Source organism: Stenotrophomonas sp. 2694, assembly GCF_040548715.1.
Lineage (GTDB): Bacteria > Pseudomonadota > Gammaproteobacteria > Xanthomonadales > Xanthomonadaceae > Stenotrophomonas > Stenotrophomonas indicatrix.
Genome location: NZ_JBEPSG010000002.1, coordinates 56,417 through 71,482 on the forward strand (window position 1 = coordinate 56,417; position 15,066 = coordinate 71,482).

The window sequence follows — 15,066 nt, forward strand, 5'->3', positions numbered from 1 at the left end:
GGTTGCAACGGTTCAGTCCAGCGTTGGTTGCAGGCTGGCCGACTGGATCTGCCAGCTGCGGCCATCGGCGCTGGGCTGCACGCGGTACCAGCCGTGGTAGCGGAAGGTGCCGTTGGCGGTCACCGCGCGGATCTTCACTGGCACCTCCAGCAGGCGTGGCGGCTGCCCATCGTCGCGGGGCAACGCCACGTCACTGTCCAGGCGCAGGTTGCGCACGTCGGGCAGCAGGCGCAGCACGGCATCGTCGGCATGACGCGGGTCGGCGGGGGCATAGGCCCAGGCCGCATCGCTGCGCGATGTGTTGCGGTTGAGCAGATCCAGCATGTAGCGGTTGAGCATCGCTGCGGGCGTTTCGCTGCCGTTGGCAACGGCGCCATACAGCGGATCGATGGCGATCGCGTCAACGGTAGCGGCCTGCGGTGCCGCTTTCGTCGTTGGCACCGACGGGGCGGTTGTGGCGGCGCTCGCGTCGCGCCCGGTGGCATCGACCGGGGGCGCCGGGTTGGAACACCCCGCCACAAGCAGCGGGATCAACAAGGAAATAAAACCGCGCATGTCTGCCTCCTCCCCGAGGCAGCCTGGAAGGCGGCAGTGTAGCGGCCGGGGACCGCTCAGCGCGAAGTGGTCAGCGCGAAGAGGGAAGCTGTTCCAGCGCGTCCAGCGCCGGCAGGACCTGCGCGGCGACCGCTGCCAGTGCATGGCCGTCGGTGTCGGCATGACGCTGCACGATGTCACGCAGCAGCTGGGTGGCCACCACCAGGGTGGCACGTTCGTCACCGCTCAGGCCTGCCGTGCGCGGGGCCGATTCCAGCAGGCGCATCAGGTCGCGGCTGGCGCGGTGCTCCAGTTCGATGGTGCAGCGCCCGGTGCACTGGTGCCCGTCCTTTTCGATCGGGGTCACCGAGATCCGGTAGCGGGTGGAAGGGCTGGCCATGGGGGTGCTCGCGCTGGTGGGGAGGAATGGCACCACCATAGGCAAGGCGTCGGCCGGCGGCGATGGCCGGCGCTGCACGCAGTGTTCCACCCGGTTCGTTCCTGCGCTGGAAAAACAGCGGCGCGGCCATGGGCGGCGGGCCTGTGCGGGAAATTGCGTGGGCGCGGGAAACGCTGTGTTGCGGGGGCGCAGTGGACGGCATCCACGCATGGCGTGGATCTACGGCAGAGCGAGCGCGGATGCGGGGCAAAAAAAACGGGACGGCCAAGGCCGTCCCGTCAGGTATCCGCTGCAGGGCGCGCGCTTAGAGCGCAGCGTCCTTGAGCTTCTTGAGCGGGCGAACCTTGAGCTTGGTGGTGGCCGGCTTGGCGGCGAACCACTGCTCTTCCTTGGTGAACGGGTTGATGCCCTTGCGCTTCGGCTTGGCCGGCACATTGACGGTGGTGATCTTCAGCAGGCCCGGCAGGGTGAACGAGCCGGCGCCCTTCTTGTGCACCGAGGAAGCGACAGCGCCTTCCAGCGAGGCCAGCACAGCGCGGACGTCCTTGGCGACAACGCCGGAGACTTCAGCGATGTGTGCAACCAGGCCCGACTTGGTCAGCACTTCCTTGATCGGCTTCGGAGCGGCCGGCTTGGCGGCTGCCTTCGTCGCGACTTTCTTCACTGCCTTCTTCGGGGCAGCCTTCTTAGCGGTCTTTGCCATGGTTTCCTGTTCCGTGAACGGTTGGTTGTTTGGTCGGCGCCGAACCCCGTCGGCAAGCGCAATGTAGGGCAACTCTTGGGCGCCGCCAATAGCCTGGAGCGCTGAAAGTGCATGTTTTTTCATATCCAGGCCGATTCAGTACATGGCCGGCAGTAGGGGGAGCGGGTGCGGTGGTGCGCTGCACCGCAGTGTCGGTGATTTCGACTGGATGGGCGAAATGACTGAAAACAAGGGGGAAATCGCCAGATTGCTGGCGAAGAAGTGTCCAGTCGTTGGCTCGGGACAGGCGCGCCGCATGCGGCGGGGCGACGCAGGGCTAACGCGGCGCGTGCCAGGGTATTGGTTCATCACAGCCACAACGGAGCAGGACATGGGAATCTCGCGACACGCTACCGCGCATTGGGAAGGCGACCTGAAGTCGGGCAAGGGCCAGTTGAGCACGCCGCAGAGTGGTCTTCTGGACAAGACCCGCTACGGCTTCAACAGCCGTTTCGGTGATGAAAAGGGCACCAATCCCGAAGAACTGATCGCTGCCGCGCACGCCGGTTGTTTCACCATGGCGCTGTCGGCCAAGCTCGGCGAGGCAGGCTTTACCCCGACCTCGCTGGATACCGAAGCCAAGGTCGATCTGTCGATGGAAGGCGGCCCGCAGCTGTCGCAGATCCGGCTGAAAGTGAAGGCGGTGGTGCCGGGAATCGAGGCGACGCAGTTCCGCGCGATCGCTGATGACGCCAAGCAGAACTGCCCGGTTTCCAAGGCGCTGAGCGCGGTGCCGATCAGCCTGGAAGCCGAACTGGGCTGAGAAGGTAGTGCCGGCCGCTGGCCGGCAACCACATGAAACCGGGTATAAGGTGGCAGCCGGCCAGCGGCCGGCTCTACCGCTTTGCGTTCACCAATCGATGGTGCCGGAAATCACCGTCTGCACCTGGCCGCCGGACCAGACCTCGCCCTCTTCATCGACCAGCAGCGTCAGCCGCGCATCGTGGCCGACTTCGCGTCCCTGGCTGACGTCGAAGGGCTGGCGGCCGCGCGGAAGGGCGTCGCGCAGGTCCAGCCAGGCCGCCAGCACAGCGTTGGCCGCGCCAGAAGCAGCATCCTCGAAGCGGCGCCCATTGCCGACGAAAGCGCGCACGGCCAGGTCGTAACCATCGCTGCCATCGGCAAAGGCATAGGCGAACACGCCCATGCTGTCGGTCGATTCAGCCAGCGTGGCGATCGCATCCCAGTCCGGGTGCAGGGCGCGCAACGCGGCCTCATCCGCGACCTCTACGACCCACCAGCTGCGGCCACCCTGCATGCGGGCCGGCGGCAGCGAACCCAGCGGCCAGGTGTGCAATGCGGCCTGCAGGCGTGGGTCATCGGTGGCGGCGATCTCGGCCAGCTGCGCACGGGGCGTGCGGATGGCGATGCGCTGCTGCGCGCCTTCGCCGGTCACGCGCAGTGGCAGCGCACCGGCGATGCCGTCCTGAACCAGTACCCCGTCGACCGGCATGGCCAAGCCCGCCTGCAGCACCGCGTGGGCAGTGCCGACGCTGGGATGGCCGGCGAACGGCACTTCCTTCTGCGGGCTGAACATGCGCAGCCGATAGCTGGTGCCGGCCGTCTGTGCCGGGAACACAAACGTCGTTTCGGGCAGGCGGGTCCAGCGGGCGATGGCCTGCATCGTCGCATCGTCCAAGCCTTCGGCGTCGAGCACGACGGCCAGCGGATTGCCGGCGCCCGGGCGCGGGGAAAACACATCCAGCTGCAGGAAGCGGCGGGTGGTCATCGAGCAGGAACTCCAGGAAACAGGCGGCATAGGGTAACGCGGGGCCATGCCCCGCGAGCGCGCAGCGCGGTAGGCCGCCGGGCGTGGCCCGGCGCTACCAGGTGATGTTGCCGTCTATCACCAGCTGCACCTGGCCGCCGATCCACACCGTGTCCTGCGCGTCCACAGTGACCTGGACGCGGCCGTCGCGGCCGACCTCGCGGCCCTGGCTGGCCAGATAGGTCCGGTTCTCGCCGGGCAGGGCATTACGCTGCCGAAGCCAGGCGCCGATCAGCGCGTTGGCGCTGCCGGTCACCGGGTCTTCCGGCACGTTGGGCGCATCGGCGGGGCAGAACGCGCGCACCACCAGGTCGTGCCCGGTATCGGCTTCGAGCGCGAACACGGCGATGCCGAGCGCGTCGGTGGCAATGCTCCAGTCGCGCAGGGCCGCCATGTCCGGTACCAGCGTGCGTACGGCCTCGGCGTCGCGCAGCGGCAGCAGCCACCAGCGCGGGCCGTTGTCCCACAGCTCGGCGCGCTGGCCCTCGGCGGCAGCGGCACGCAGAGTGTCAGGAATGTCGCCTGGCAGAGCCGGCAGCGGCCGTGCCGCTGGGCTCGCCAGGCGGATGGTGGGCGCGTTGGCCGGCCCGGTGACCTGCACCGGCAGCAGGCCGGCCGCGCACTGCTGCACCAGGGCCCCGTCGCGTGGCTGCACCAGGCCGCAGGTGACCGCAGCCCAGGCGGCGCCCACGCTGGGGTGCCCGGCGAAGGGCAGCTCGCTGGCAGGGGTGAAGATGCGCACGTGGTAGTCGGCGCCGGCAGCGGTGGGGCGAAGGAAGAACACGGTCTCGGACAGGTTCAGCCAGGCGGCCAATGCCTGCATGCGGTCGGTGGACAGTCCATCCGCGTCGAACACGACACCGAGCGGGTTGCCGGTACCGGGCTGGTGGGCGAAGACATCGAGCTGCAGGTAGCGGTAGGCGGTCATTGACGGGTGTATTGGGCTTAGAATCGAAGGTTCCGCCCCCTCGGGCGGCTTCCCCACATTACACATAGCCTATCCATGTCAGCTTCCCCCCTTGTCGATCGTTGGATCGTACTGAAGTTCGGCGGCACCTCGGTGTCGCGTCGCCACCGCTGGGACACGATCGGGAAGCTGGCGAAAAAACGGGCCGAAGAGACCGGTTCGCGCGTTCTGGTGGTGGTTTCGGCGCTGTCCGGGGTCACCAATGAACTGACCGCGATTGCCGATGGCGCGCCGGACAGCCGCGATCGCGTGGCGGCGCTGGTCGAACGCCACCAGGCCTTCCTGGACGAGCTGGGGCTGGGCGCGGAGGTGCTGGCCGAGCGGCTGGCCGCGCTGCAGGGCCTGCTGGACGACCCGCGTGCGCCCAGCCGTCCTCTGGACTGGCAGGCCGAAGTGCTCGGCCAGGGGGAACTGCTGTCTTCCAGCCTGGGCGCGGCCTATCTGCGTGCCAGCGGCCTGGATTTCGGCTGGATGGATGCGCGCCAGTGGCTGGACGCGCTGCCGCCGCAGCCGAACCAGAGCGACTGGTCGCAGCGCCTGTCGGTGAACTGCCAGTGGCGTGCCGATGCGGACTGGGCGCAGCGCTTCCGCGCGCAGCCCACGCGCCTGCTGATCACCCAGGGGTTCATCTCGCGTCACGCCGACGGTGGCACTGCCATCCTCGGCCGCGGCGGTTCGGATACCTCTGCGGCGTACTTCGGTGCGCTGCTCGGCGCCAGCCGCGTGGAGATCTGGACCGATGTGCCAGGCATGTTCAGCGCCAATCCCAAGGACGTGCCGGACGCGCGCCTGTTGACCCGCCTGGACTATTACGAAGCGCAGGAAATCGCCACCACCGGTGCCAAGGTGCTGCACCCGCGCTCGATCAAGCCGTGCCGCGATGCGGGCGTGCCGATGGCGATCCTCGATACCGAGCGCCCGGAGCTGCCGGGCACCAGCATCGACGGCAATGCCGCGCCGGTGCCCGGAGTGAAGGCAATCAGCCGCCGCAACGGCATCGTGCTGGTGTCGATGGAAGGCATCGGCATGTGGCAGCAGGTCGGCTTCCTCGCCGATGTATTCGGCCTGTTCAAGAAGCACGGCCTGTCGGTGGACCTGATCGGTTCGGCCGAGACCAACGTCACCGTATCGCTGGATCCGTCCGAGAACCTGGTCAACACCGATGTGCTGGCCGCGCTGTCGGCCGACCTGTCGCAGATCTGCAAGGTCAAGGTGATCGTGCCGTGCGCGGCGATCACCCTGGTCGGCCTGGGCATGCGCTCGCTGCTGCACAAGCTGTCGGACGTGTGGGCGACCTTCGGTCGTGAGCGCGTGCACATGATTTCGCAGTCGTCCAACGACCTGAACCTGACCTTCGTCATCGACGAAGCCGATGCCGATGGCCTGCTGCCGATCCTGCACGCCGAACTGATCGACAGCGGCGCGATGCCGGTGGAAGAGACCGAAGTGTTCGGCCCGCGCTGGCGCGAAATCGCCGGCACCGTGCGCCCGCGTGGTACGCCGTGGTGGCGCGGCCAGCGTGCGCACCTGCTGCAGCTGGCCGATGCCGGCACCCCGCGCTACGTCTACCACCTGCCGACGGTGCGGGCGCGTGCCCGCGCGCTGGCGGCGATCAAGCCGATCGACCAGCGTTACTACGCGATCAAGGCCAACAGCCATCCGGCCATCCTGCAGCTGCTGGAGTCCGAAGGTTTCGGCCTGGAGTGCGTGTCGCACGGTGAGCTGAAGCATGTGTTCCAGGCCATTCCGGAACTGTCGCCCAAGCGCGTGCTGTTCACCCCCAGCTTCTGCCCGCGCAGCGAGTACGAAGCGGCGTTCGCGCTGGGCGTGACCGTCACTGTCGACAACGTCGAAGCCCTGCAACGCTGGCCGGACCTGTTCCGCAACCGCGAACTGTGGCTGCGCGTGGACCTGGGCCGTGGCGAAGGCCACCACGCCAAGGTCCGCACCGGTGGCAAGGAATCCAAGTTCGGCCTGCCGATCGCGCGCGTGGACGAGTTCGTGCGCGCGGCCACCGAGCTGGGCACCCGCGTGGTCGGCCTGCATGCGCACCTTGGCAGTGGCGTGGAAACCGCCCAGCACTGGCGCCTGATGTGCGATGAGCTGGCTGGCTTCGCGCGCCGCATCGGCAGCGTGCACACCATCGACATCGGTGGTGGCCTGCCGATCCCGTACAGCGAGGAAGACGAGCCGTTCGACCTGGATGCCTGGGCCGAGGGCCTGGCCGAGGTCAAGGCGCTGCATCCGGCGTTCCGCCTGGCGATCGAGCCGGGCCGCTTCCTGGTGGCCGAATCGGGCGTGCTGCTGACCCACGCCACCCAGGTGGTGGAGAAGGATGGCGTGCGCCGCGTCGGCCTGGATGCCGGCATGAACACGCTGATGCGCCCGGCCCTGTACGACGCCTGGCACGACATCGAGAACCTCAGCCGCCAGGGCGGTTACGCCGAAGCGGCGTTCGATGTGGTCGGCCCGATCTGCGAATCCAGCGATGTGTTCGGCAAGCGCCGCAAGCTGCCGGTGTCGACCGCGCCGGACGATGTGATGCTGATCGCCGACGCCGGTGCCTACGGCTATGTGATGTCCAATACCTACAACCAGCGGGCGATGCCGCGCGAAGACGTGATCGAATGATCGCCGCCTTCCGCGCCCTGCACCCGCCCACCGACACGTCCCGCGCCTGCGCGCGGGCACGTGCCTGACCGTGCTTGAACTGGATTCACCATGACTGCTTTCGATAAACACCAGGTTTCCCGCTTCCGTTTCGTCCGCTGCGAATTCGCCGCGGACACCGGCGTGGCCAAGCTGGTCTACGCCTTCGATGACGGCCCGGAAATGGTGGAAACCGTTACCGTGCCCGGCGCCCCGTTCGTGCTGGAACCGGCCCGTGCCGATGCCGTGCAGCGCGCGCTGCGGCTGCTGCACCTGATTGCCGGTGTGAGCTACTACAAGGCCGGCGTGCCCGATACGGTCAGCATCGACAGCTACAGCATCGATGCCGATACCGCAGCGCTGGTGGAGACCATCTACCTCAACGGCCTGGGCGAATTCGCTTACCGCAACGGCCTGAACCTGCGTGGGCGCTTCCGCCTGCCGGTGCAGGGCGAGGCGGTGCAGGCGCCGTTGCTGGGCCTGCAATCGCACGCGCTGGTCGCCATCGGCGGCGGCAAGGATTCGCTGGTCAGCATCGAAGCGCTGCGCCGCGCCGGCGTGGACGAGACGGTGACCTGGATCGGGGGTTCGCAGTTGATCCGTGCCTGTGCCGAACGCACCGGGCTGCCGACGTTGAACCTGGGCCGCGCGCTGGCGCCGGAACTATTCGAACTCAACCGCCAGGGCGCATGGAACGGGCACATCCCGGTCACCGTGGTGAACTCGGCGATCATGGTGCTGGCTGCGCTGCTGCACGGTGTGGACCAGGTGGTGTTCTCCAACGAGCGCTCGGCCAGCTACGGCAGCCAGATTCCGGGCACCGGTGAAGTGAACCACCAGTGGTCCAAGGGCTGGGCCTGCGAGCAGGCCTTCGGCAACCACGTGCGCAAGTACGTGGCCGCCGACCTGCAGTACTACTCGTTGCTGCGGCCGATGTCGGAGCTTGCGGTGGCCCGCCAGTTCGCCAAGAGCGATTTCTACGACGCGCATTTCTCCAGCTGCAACCGCAACTTCCACATCCTTGGCGAGCGCCCGGTGAACCGTTGGTGCGGCGTCTGCCCGAAGTGCCACTTCGTTTTCCTGGCGCTGGCCCCGTTCATGCCCAAGACCCGCCTGGTGCGCATCTTCGGCCGCAACCTGCTGGATGACATCGAGCAGGCTGGTGGCTTCGATGCGCTGCTGGAATTCCAGGACCACAAGCCGTTCGAATGCGTGGGCGAAGGCCGCGAATCGCGTGCGGCGATGGCCACCCTGGCGCAGCGCCCGGAGTGGAAGGAAGACGTGCTGGTGAAGCGCTTCTGCAATGAAATCCAGCCGCAGCTGGATGCGGCCGAGCTGGAGCTTGCACCGCTGATGCAGCTGCAGGGCGAACATCGTATTCCGGCGACGCTGTGGGAACGGGTGCGTGAAGATTTCGCAGCTTGAAGGCAAGCGCGTAGCGCTGTGGGGCTGGGGACGTGAGGGGCGTGCTGCGTATGCGGTGCTGCGCGCGCGCCTGCCATCGCTTGGCCTGAGCCTGTTCTGCCCGGCCAGCGAGGTCGCGGCCGCGCGTGCGGAGACGCAGGGCGTGCTGGACGTGCGTGGTGAACCGTCGGCCGAGGCCTTGGCGGCATTCGAGGTGGTGATCAAGTCGCCGGGGATCAGCCCGTACCTGCCGATCGCGTTGGCGGCGGCGGAGCAGGGCACCCGCTTCATCGGCGGCACGGCGTTGTGGTTTGCCGAACATGCCGATGCCGATGGCACCGTGCGCGACACGATCTGCGTGACCGGCACCAAGGGCAAAAGCACCACCACCGCGCTGGTCGCGCACCTGCTGCGCGCAGCGGGACATCGCACCGGCCTGGTCGGCAACATCGGCCTGCCACTGCTGGAAGTGCTGGACCCGCAACCGGCGCCTGCGTACTGGGCGGTGGAGCTGTCCAGCTACCAGACCGGCGAGGTCGCGCGCAGTGGTGCGCACCCGCAGGTGGCGGTGGTGCTGAACCTGTTCCCGGAACACCTGGACTGGCACGGCAGCGAACAGCGCTACATCGAAGACAAGCTGCAGCTGGTGACCGGGGCCGCGCCGCGCGTTGCCGTGCTCAATGCCGCAGACCCGCATCTGGCGGCGCTGTCGCTGCCCGGCAGCGATGTGGTCTGGTTCAACCAGCCGCAGGGCTGGCACATGCGCGGTGACATCGTGCATCGCGGCGGGCAGGCGGTATTCGATACCCGCAATACGCCACTGCCGGGCCGCCACAACCGCGGCAACCTGTGCGCGGTGCTGGCCGCGCTGGAGGCGCTGGGCCTGGATGCCGTGGCGCTGGCGCCGGCGGTGCAGGATTTCCGGCCGCTGCCGAACCGCCTGCAACGCATCGGCCAGGCTGATGGCCTGACCTACGTCAACGATTCGATCAGCACCACGCCGCATGCCAGCCTGGCGGCACTGGAGTGCTTTGCCGGCCAGCGCATCGCGTTGCTGGTCGGCGGGCATGATCGTGGCCTGGACTGGACTGATTTCATGCAGCACATGGCGCACGACGTGCCGCCGGTGGAGATCGTGACCATGGGCAGCAACGGTCCGCGCATCCACGCGACGCTGCAGCGGCTGGCCGACGCCGGCCGTTTCGGCCTGCATGCCGCTGCCGATCTGCCCGACGCGATGTCGCTGGCGCGTCGCGCACTGGGCGAACAGGGTGGGGTGGTGCTGCTGTCGCCGGGCGCGCCGAGCTATGGCGCCTACCGCGATTACGTTGCGCGCGGGCGGCATTTCGCCGAGCTGGCCGGGTTCGACCCGGATACGATCAGCGCGATTCCGGGTATCGGGATCGCCTGACGGTCGTGCCGGCTGGTGGCCGGCAACCCGGGGATTTCATCCACGCATGGCGTGGATCTACTCTGTGCGGAAACCCGGACGGATTCGGCGAGCCTTATGTGCACCTTCATCACCCTGTTCCTGCCCACTTCGTTTCCGGACGCCGAAGGCTCCGCAATCATGGAGCGCAGCGGTCGGCGGCTGTTCGCGCAGGATTCGCCGAGCCTGCGTGCCGCCGTGTGGCCGGGCTGGCAGCCCTGGTTGAGCGCAGGCCACTGCGACTGTGGCACCGCACTCGCATCGGCATGGGAGATGCGGGAATGGAAGGGTGATGCCGAGCGCCGGCGCAGGAAGGGTTGGAGCGAGGCGAAGATCGCCCGTGCGCTGGCCGAGCAGTTGGCGCGGCGCGAGCAGGATCAGCAGGTGCATCGCGATGGAGCCCTGGGAGACGCCGGCCAGTGGCTGCAGCGCATTGATGCCCTGCTGGATGCCGGAGCGGCGCGCATCGGCCTGCTGGTGCGCGACTACGCTGGGGCTGTGGGGGGCCGGCAGCCGAAGCCGCCGGAACGGTGTTGGGCGCGCGCGCGGATGGCGGTGGACGATCTGCTTGCGTTCGAACCGGGTGTGTTGCACTGGATCGAACGCGAGTGAAGCCCTGATCCACGCATGGCATGAGGCCATCGGGCGGCGGGATTTCATCCACGCATGGCGTGGATCTACTCGTCGAGGAAGCTGTAGTCGCGGTCGATCAGCTGCTGCAGGTAGGCATCGAAGCTGGGGGCGATGACCGCGTAGCTGTCCGGGTCGTGCAGGTAGCGCACCACCTGTCCAACGCTGCCGCCGGGTGCGGGATCGAAATCCAGATACAGCATCGAGGTGCCGCCGTTGTTCATGCAGTGCGAGAAGCACAGTCGGCGGCTCATCGGCAGGTCGGCATCGATGCCGGCGCCGAGGATCTCCGGCTCTTCATCCAGCCATTCTTCGTAGATGGAACGGATGCTGTCGTCCCATTGCTGTTGGTCTTCGAAGATCTGCCCGATGGAGCGCAGGTAGTACGGGTAGTCGCCCACGTCCGAGCCCAGCATCAGCACGCAGACCTCGCCCTTCGGATAGTCGCGGAAGTGCGTGCCGTCCACGCGCGAAAGCAGCTCGACCAGGCTGTCGGGCACCTGCGGCCACTGCGCGCGCAGCCGTTGCAGGTCGGCCTCGCTGGCGCCTTCGGTCCACGCCCATTGCGGGGCATCTTCCTCGGGCAGCCGCGGGATCAATCCAGACAGAAAGCGATCAACAAGGTTCATGCAGAAAAGGGGACGGAGGGGATCAAGTCGTATCCAACCACACCTGCGTCACGCCGCCAATGCAGAATGCGACGCGGGAGGGGCGATTACGGCTTAATCCCCTCCGTCCCCTTTTTCTGGAGCAGGCGCATGAACCGTTGGCGTTGCGGCGTGGCGATGGTACTGGGGCTGGCAGCGATGCCAGCGTGGGCGGCGATGAAGACCCAGCCGGTGGAGTGGAAGCACCAGGGCACGACCTTCAGTGGCGTGCTGGTCTATGACGATGGAGATGCTGACAAGCGTCCCGGCCTGGTGATGGTGCCGAACTGGAAGGGCGTGAACGAATCGGCCATCGAGAAGGCCAAGCAGCTGGCGGGCGATGACTACGTGGTACTGGTGGCCGATGTGTACGGCAAGGGCGTGCGGCCGAAGACCGATGCCGAGGCCGGACCGGTGGCGACCAAGCTGCGCAATGACCGGCCACTGCTGCGAGCGCGGGCGCTGGAGGCGGTCAACGTACTGAAGGCGCAGGCGGGCAAAGCACCGCTGGACGCCAGCCGGATCGGCGCAGTGGGCTTCTGCTTTGGCGGCACCACGGTGCTGGAACTGGCCCGCGCCGGCGCGCCGCTGGCGGGCGTGGTCAGCCTGCATGGCGGGCTCGGCTCCCCTTTGCCGGCGCAGGCCGGCGGCAGCCACCCGTCGGTGCTGGTGCTGAACGGCGCCGACGACAAGAGTGTGACCGCCGAGGATATCGGCAGTTTCCAGAAGGAAATGGATGCGGCCAAGGTGGACTGGGAGTTCACCAACTACAGCGGTGCGGTGCACTGCTTTGCCGAGCGCGATGCCAACAGCCCGCCGGGCTGCCAGTACAACGAACGCGCCGCCAAGCGCGCCTGGAAGGCACTGGATGAGTTCTTCGAGGAGCGGTTCGAGAGGCGTTGAAAAGGTGTGCCGACCAACGGTCGGCACCCACCCGTTCTTGTAGGTGCCGACCGTTGGTCGGCACTCCTCCATCAATGCGAACGCTGTACCGCGTAGCGGGCCAGGCCGCGCAGGGCGGCGACGGCATCGTTGTCGCCCAGGCCGTCAAGCGCCCGTTCGGCGGCCTCTGCATATTCCTCGGCACGACGGCGGCTGTATTCCAGGCCTCCGGTGGCGTGGATCGCCGCCAGCACTTCCGGCATCGCCGAGGCATCACCGTTCTGCACGATCGCGCGCAGGCGCTGGCGGGTGGCCTCATCGGAATGGGCCATGGCATGGATCAGCGGCAGCGTCGCCTTGCCTTCGGCCAGGTCGTCACCCAGGTTCTTGCCCAGCTCGTCGGCGTTGGCCGAATAATCCAGCACGTCATCGGCGATCTGGAAGGCGTAGCCCAGGAGCATGCCGTAGTCGTACAGGGCCTGCTGGGTGGCTTCATCGACGCCGCTGGCCAGTGCACCCAGGCGCGTGCCGGCGGCGAACAGCACCGCGGTCTTGCGCTCGATCACGCGCAGGTAGGCGGCTTCGTCGGTGTCCGGGTTGTGCACGTGCAGCAGCTGCAGCACTTCGCCTTCGGCAATGCGGTTGGTGGTGTCGGCCAGGATCTGCATCACCGGCATCCGGTCCAGCTCGACCATCAGCTGGAAGCTGCGCGAGTACAGGAAGTCGCCCACCAGCACGCTGGGCGCGTTGCCCCACAGTGCATTGGCGGTGCTGCGGCCGCGGCGCAGGCTGGATTCGTCCACCACGTCGTCGTGCAGCAGGGTGGAGGTGTGGATGAACTCGATGATCGCTGCCAGCTGGTGGTGCTCGGGGCCGGAGCCGCCGACCGCATGGCCGGCCAGCATCACCAGCATCGGCCGCAGGCGTTTGCCGCCAGCGGAGATGATGTGGTCGGCGATCTGGTTGATCAGCACCACATCCGAGGACAGCCGGCGGCGGATCAGGGCATCGACGGCAGCCATGTCGGCTGCGGCAAGCGACTGGATCTGGGACAGGCCCAGGGCGGGACGGGTGTCTTCAGTGATGGTCATGCGATCAGGCTTTCAGGCTCATCCCTGATTATAGGCGTTGCCTGTGAATTGGGGAGGAAACCGGGGGCCAGGCCACCGCCGCGCGCCACCGGGCGTGGCGTCTGGCGTGAATACGTATGCAGGCAGCGCCATCGTCGTGGGCCGCCGCTAAGCTTGCGGGAGTTGGTTTTCGGCCCGCTTCCAGCGGGTCCCGCATGCCCGGAGGGGGGCTGTCGATGTCGCACTATCCATGGTGGCGCGGAGCCGTCATCTACCAGATCTACCCGCGCAGTTTCCTCGACGCCAACGGCGACGGGGTAGGCGACCTGCCCGGCATCATCCAGCGCCTGGACCATATCGCCGCGCTGGGCGTGGATGCGATCTGGATCTCGCCGTTCTTCCGATCGCCGATGGCCGATTTCGGCTATGACATCGCCGACTACCGCGATGTCGATCCGCTGTTCGGCAGCCTGGACGACTTCGACCGGCTGCTGGCCAAGGCCCACGGCCTGGGCCTGAAGGTGATGATCGACCAGGTGCTCAGTCACACCTCGATCGAGCACGCCTGGTTCCGCGAGAGCCGCCAGGACCGCAGCAACCCGAAGGCGGACTGGTATGTGTGGGTGGATCCGCGCGAAGACGGCACGCCCCCCAACAACTGGCTGTCGCTGTTCGGCGGCGGTGCCTGGCAGTGGGAGCCGCGCCGCGAGCAGTACTACCTGCACAACTTCCTGGTGGACCAGCCGGACCTGAATTTCCACAACCCGCAGGTGCAGCAGGCGACCCTGGACAACGTGCGCTTCTGGCTGGACCGGGGTGTGGATGGCTTCCGCCTGGATGCGATCAACTTCTGCTTCCATGACGCGCAGCTGCGCGACAACCCGCCCAAGCCGGCCGACAAGCGCGTCGGCCGCGGCTTCAGCGCGGACAACCCGTACGCCTACCAGTACCACTATTACAACAACACCCAGCCGGAGAACCTGCCGTTCCTGGAGCAGCTGCGCGCCCTGCTGGACGAGTACCCGGGGGCGGTGAGCCTGGGCGAGATCTCCTCGGAGGATTCGCTGGCGACCACCGCCGAATACACCCAGGATGGCCGCCTGCACATGGGCTACAGCTTCGAGCTGCTGGTCAACGATTACAGCGCGGCCTACATCCGCGACACCGTTTCGCGCCTGGAAGCGGCGATGACCGAAGGCTGGCCGTGCTGGGCGGTGTCCAACCACGATGTGGAGCGGGCGGTCAGCCGCTGGGGTGGCCATCCGGCCGACCCTCGCCTGGCGCGGATGCTGGTGGCGCTGCTGTGTTCACTGCGTGGTTCGGTCTGCCTGTACCAGGGCGAGGAACTGGGCCTGGCCGAGGCCGAAGTGCCGTTCGAGGCGCTGCAGGACCCGTATGGGATCACCTTCTGGCCCAACTTCAAGGGGCGCGACGGCTGCCGCACGCCGCTGCCGTGGATCGACGCGCCGCTGGCCGGCTTCACCACCGGCAAGCCGTGGCTGCCGATCCCGGCCGAGCACCAGGCGGCGGCCGTGGCGGTGCAGGCGCAGGATCCGCATTCGGTGCTGTCGGCCTTCCGCAGCTTCCTGGCCTGGCGCCGTACCCAGCCGGCCCTGCTGCACGGTGACATCCGGTTTCTGGACAGTGCCGAGCCAGTGCTGCTGTTCGAGCGTATGCTTGCAGATGAAACTCTCCTGCTGGCCTTCAACCTGTCGGCCGAAGCGGTGAGCCATCCGCTGCCGGCGGGCAACTGGCAGCAGGTGGCTGTGCCGGGCCCGGATGCGGGGACGGTGCAGGGCAATGAACTGCAGCTGCCGCCGCGTGCGGTGTATTGCGCACGACGCAGCTGACCGATTTCTCCGGTGGCGGTACTTGCGGGGACGGGGCCGAAGCGCCCCGTCCCTTTTTTGTGGGCGCGGTTCCGGTGCAGGACATCCACGCAGG

General features: G+C 67.5%; 14 protein-coding genes. 7 read left to right on the forward strand and 7 right to left on the reverse strand.

The window, feature by feature from the left end; all coding sequences use genetic code 11:
• Nucleotides 1–12: 12 nt before the first annotated feature.
• From ABIA73_RS03055 to ABIA73_RS03065, 3 genes are all read right to left on the reverse strand, one after another.
• The gene (locus tag ABIA73_RS03055; protein ID WP_025873975.1) at nt 13–555 is read right to left on the reverse strand and encodes a hypothetical protein; all 543 of its coding nucleotides are present in this window, start codon (nt 553–555) and stop codon (nt 13–15) included.
• Between the two features lie 70 nt (nt 556–625).
• A complete protein-coding gene (locus tag ABIA73_RS03060; RefSeq protein ID WP_025873974.1) occupies nt 626–934 on the reverse strand; it encodes a DUF3861 family protein in 309 nt (102 codons plus the stop codon).
• 304 nt (nt 935–1,238) lie between these two features.
• Nucleotides 1,239–1,637: an HU family DNA-binding protein gene (locus tag ABIA73_RS03065; protein WP_025873973.1), complete on the reverse strand. Its 399-nt coding sequence runs from the start codon at nt 1,635–1,637 to the stop codon at nt 1,239–1,241.
• A 370-nt stretch (nt 1,638–2,007) separates the two neighbouring features.
• Here ABIA73_RS03065 and ABIA73_RS03070 point away from each other — a divergent pair, with 370 nt between their 5' ends.
• Nucleotides 2,008–2,439: an OsmC family protein gene (locus tag ABIA73_RS03070; protein ID WP_025873972.1), complete on the forward strand. Its 432-nt coding sequence runs from the start codon at nt 2,008–2,010 to the stop codon at nt 2,437–2,439.
• 87 nt (nt 2,440–2,526) lie between these two features.
• Here the strand turns inward: ABIA73_RS03070 and ABIA73_RS03075 are convergent, their stop codons facing one another.
• Complete coding sequence (locus ABIA73_RS03075; RefSeq protein ID WP_180831468.1) at nt 2,527–3,405, reverse strand: PhzF family phenazine biosynthesis protein; 879 nt, start codon at nt 3,403–3,405, stop codon at nt 2,527–2,529.
• A gap of 94 nt (nt 3,406–3,499) precedes the next feature.
• Nucleotides 3,500–4,372, reverse strand: coding sequence for a PhzF family phenazine biosynthesis protein (locus tag ABIA73_RS03080; RefSeq protein WP_218788848.1), 873 nt, complete (start codon nt 4,370–4,372; stop codon nt 3,500–3,502).
• A 75-nt stretch (nt 4,373–4,447) separates the two neighbouring features.
• On the opposite strand from ABIA73_RS03080, the gene ABIA73_RS03085 reads away from it, so the two are divergent.
• From ABIA73_RS03085 to ABIA73_RS03100, 4 genes are all read left to right on the forward strand, one after another.
• On the forward strand, nt 4,448–7,042 hold the full coding sequence (locus ABIA73_RS03085; RefSeq protein ID WP_354275413.1) for a bifunctional aspartate kinase/diaminopimelate decarboxylase: 2,595 nt from the start codon (nt 4,448–4,450) through the stop codon (nt 7,040–7,042).
• Between the two features lie 90 nt (nt 7,043–7,132).
• A complete protein-coding gene (murL, locus tag ABIA73_RS03090; RefSeq protein ID WP_354275414.1) occupies nt 7,133–8,485 on the forward strand; it encodes a UDP-N-acetyl-alpha-D-muramoyl-L-alanyl-L-glutamate epimerase in 1,353 nt (450 codons plus the stop codon).
• Nucleotides 8,466–9,875: a UDP-N-acetylmuramoyl-L-alanine--D-glutamate ligase gene (murD, locus tag ABIA73_RS03095; RefSeq protein ID WP_354275415.1), complete on the forward strand. Its 1,410-nt coding sequence runs from the start codon at nt 8,466–8,468 to the stop codon at nt 9,873–9,875. The genes murL and murD overlap by 20 nt, the downstream gene beginning before the upstream one ends.
• 15 nt (nt 9,876–9,890) lie before the next feature.
• Nucleotides 9,891–10,505, forward strand: a complete 615-nt coding sequence (locus ABIA73_RS03100) for a hypothetical protein (RefSeq protein ID WP_354275416.1) — start codon at nt 9,891–9,893, stop codon at nt 10,503–10,505.
• 65 nt (nt 10,506–10,570) lie between these two features.
• Here the strand turns inward: ABIA73_RS03100 and ABIA73_RS03105 are convergent, their stop codons facing one another.
• Complete coding sequence (locus ABIA73_RS03105; RefSeq protein ID WP_309909803.1) at nt 10,571–11,152, reverse strand: SMI1/KNR4 family protein; 582 nt, start codon at nt 11,150–11,152, stop codon at nt 10,571–10,573.
• A gap of 129 nt (nt 11,153–11,281) precedes the next feature.
• Between ABIA73_RS03105 and ABIA73_RS03110 the strand changes: the two genes are divergently transcribed.
• Nucleotides 11,282–12,073 (forward strand): dienelactone hydrolase family protein, encoded by a 792-nt coding sequence (locus ABIA73_RS03110; RefSeq protein WP_099783146.1) that lies wholly within the window; start codon nt 11,282–11,284, stop codon nt 12,071–12,073.
• Between the two features lie 71 nt (nt 12,074–12,144).
• Here the strand turns inward: ABIA73_RS03110 and ABIA73_RS03115 are convergent, their stop codons facing one another.
• A complete protein-coding gene (locus ABIA73_RS03115) occupies nt 12,145–13,143 on the reverse strand; it encodes a polyprenyl synthetase family protein (protein ID WP_354275417.1) in 999 nt (332 codons plus the stop codon).
• Nucleotides 13,144–13,358: 215 nt separating this feature from the next.
• On the opposite strand from ABIA73_RS03115, the gene ABIA73_RS03120 reads away from it, so the two are divergent.
• Complete coding sequence (locus ABIA73_RS03120; protein ID WP_134832106.1) at nt 13,359–14,972, forward strand: alpha-glucosidase family protein; 1,614 nt, start codon at nt 13,359–13,361, stop codon at nt 14,970–14,972.
• The last annotated feature ends 94 nt before the right edge of the window (nt 14,973–15,066 follow it).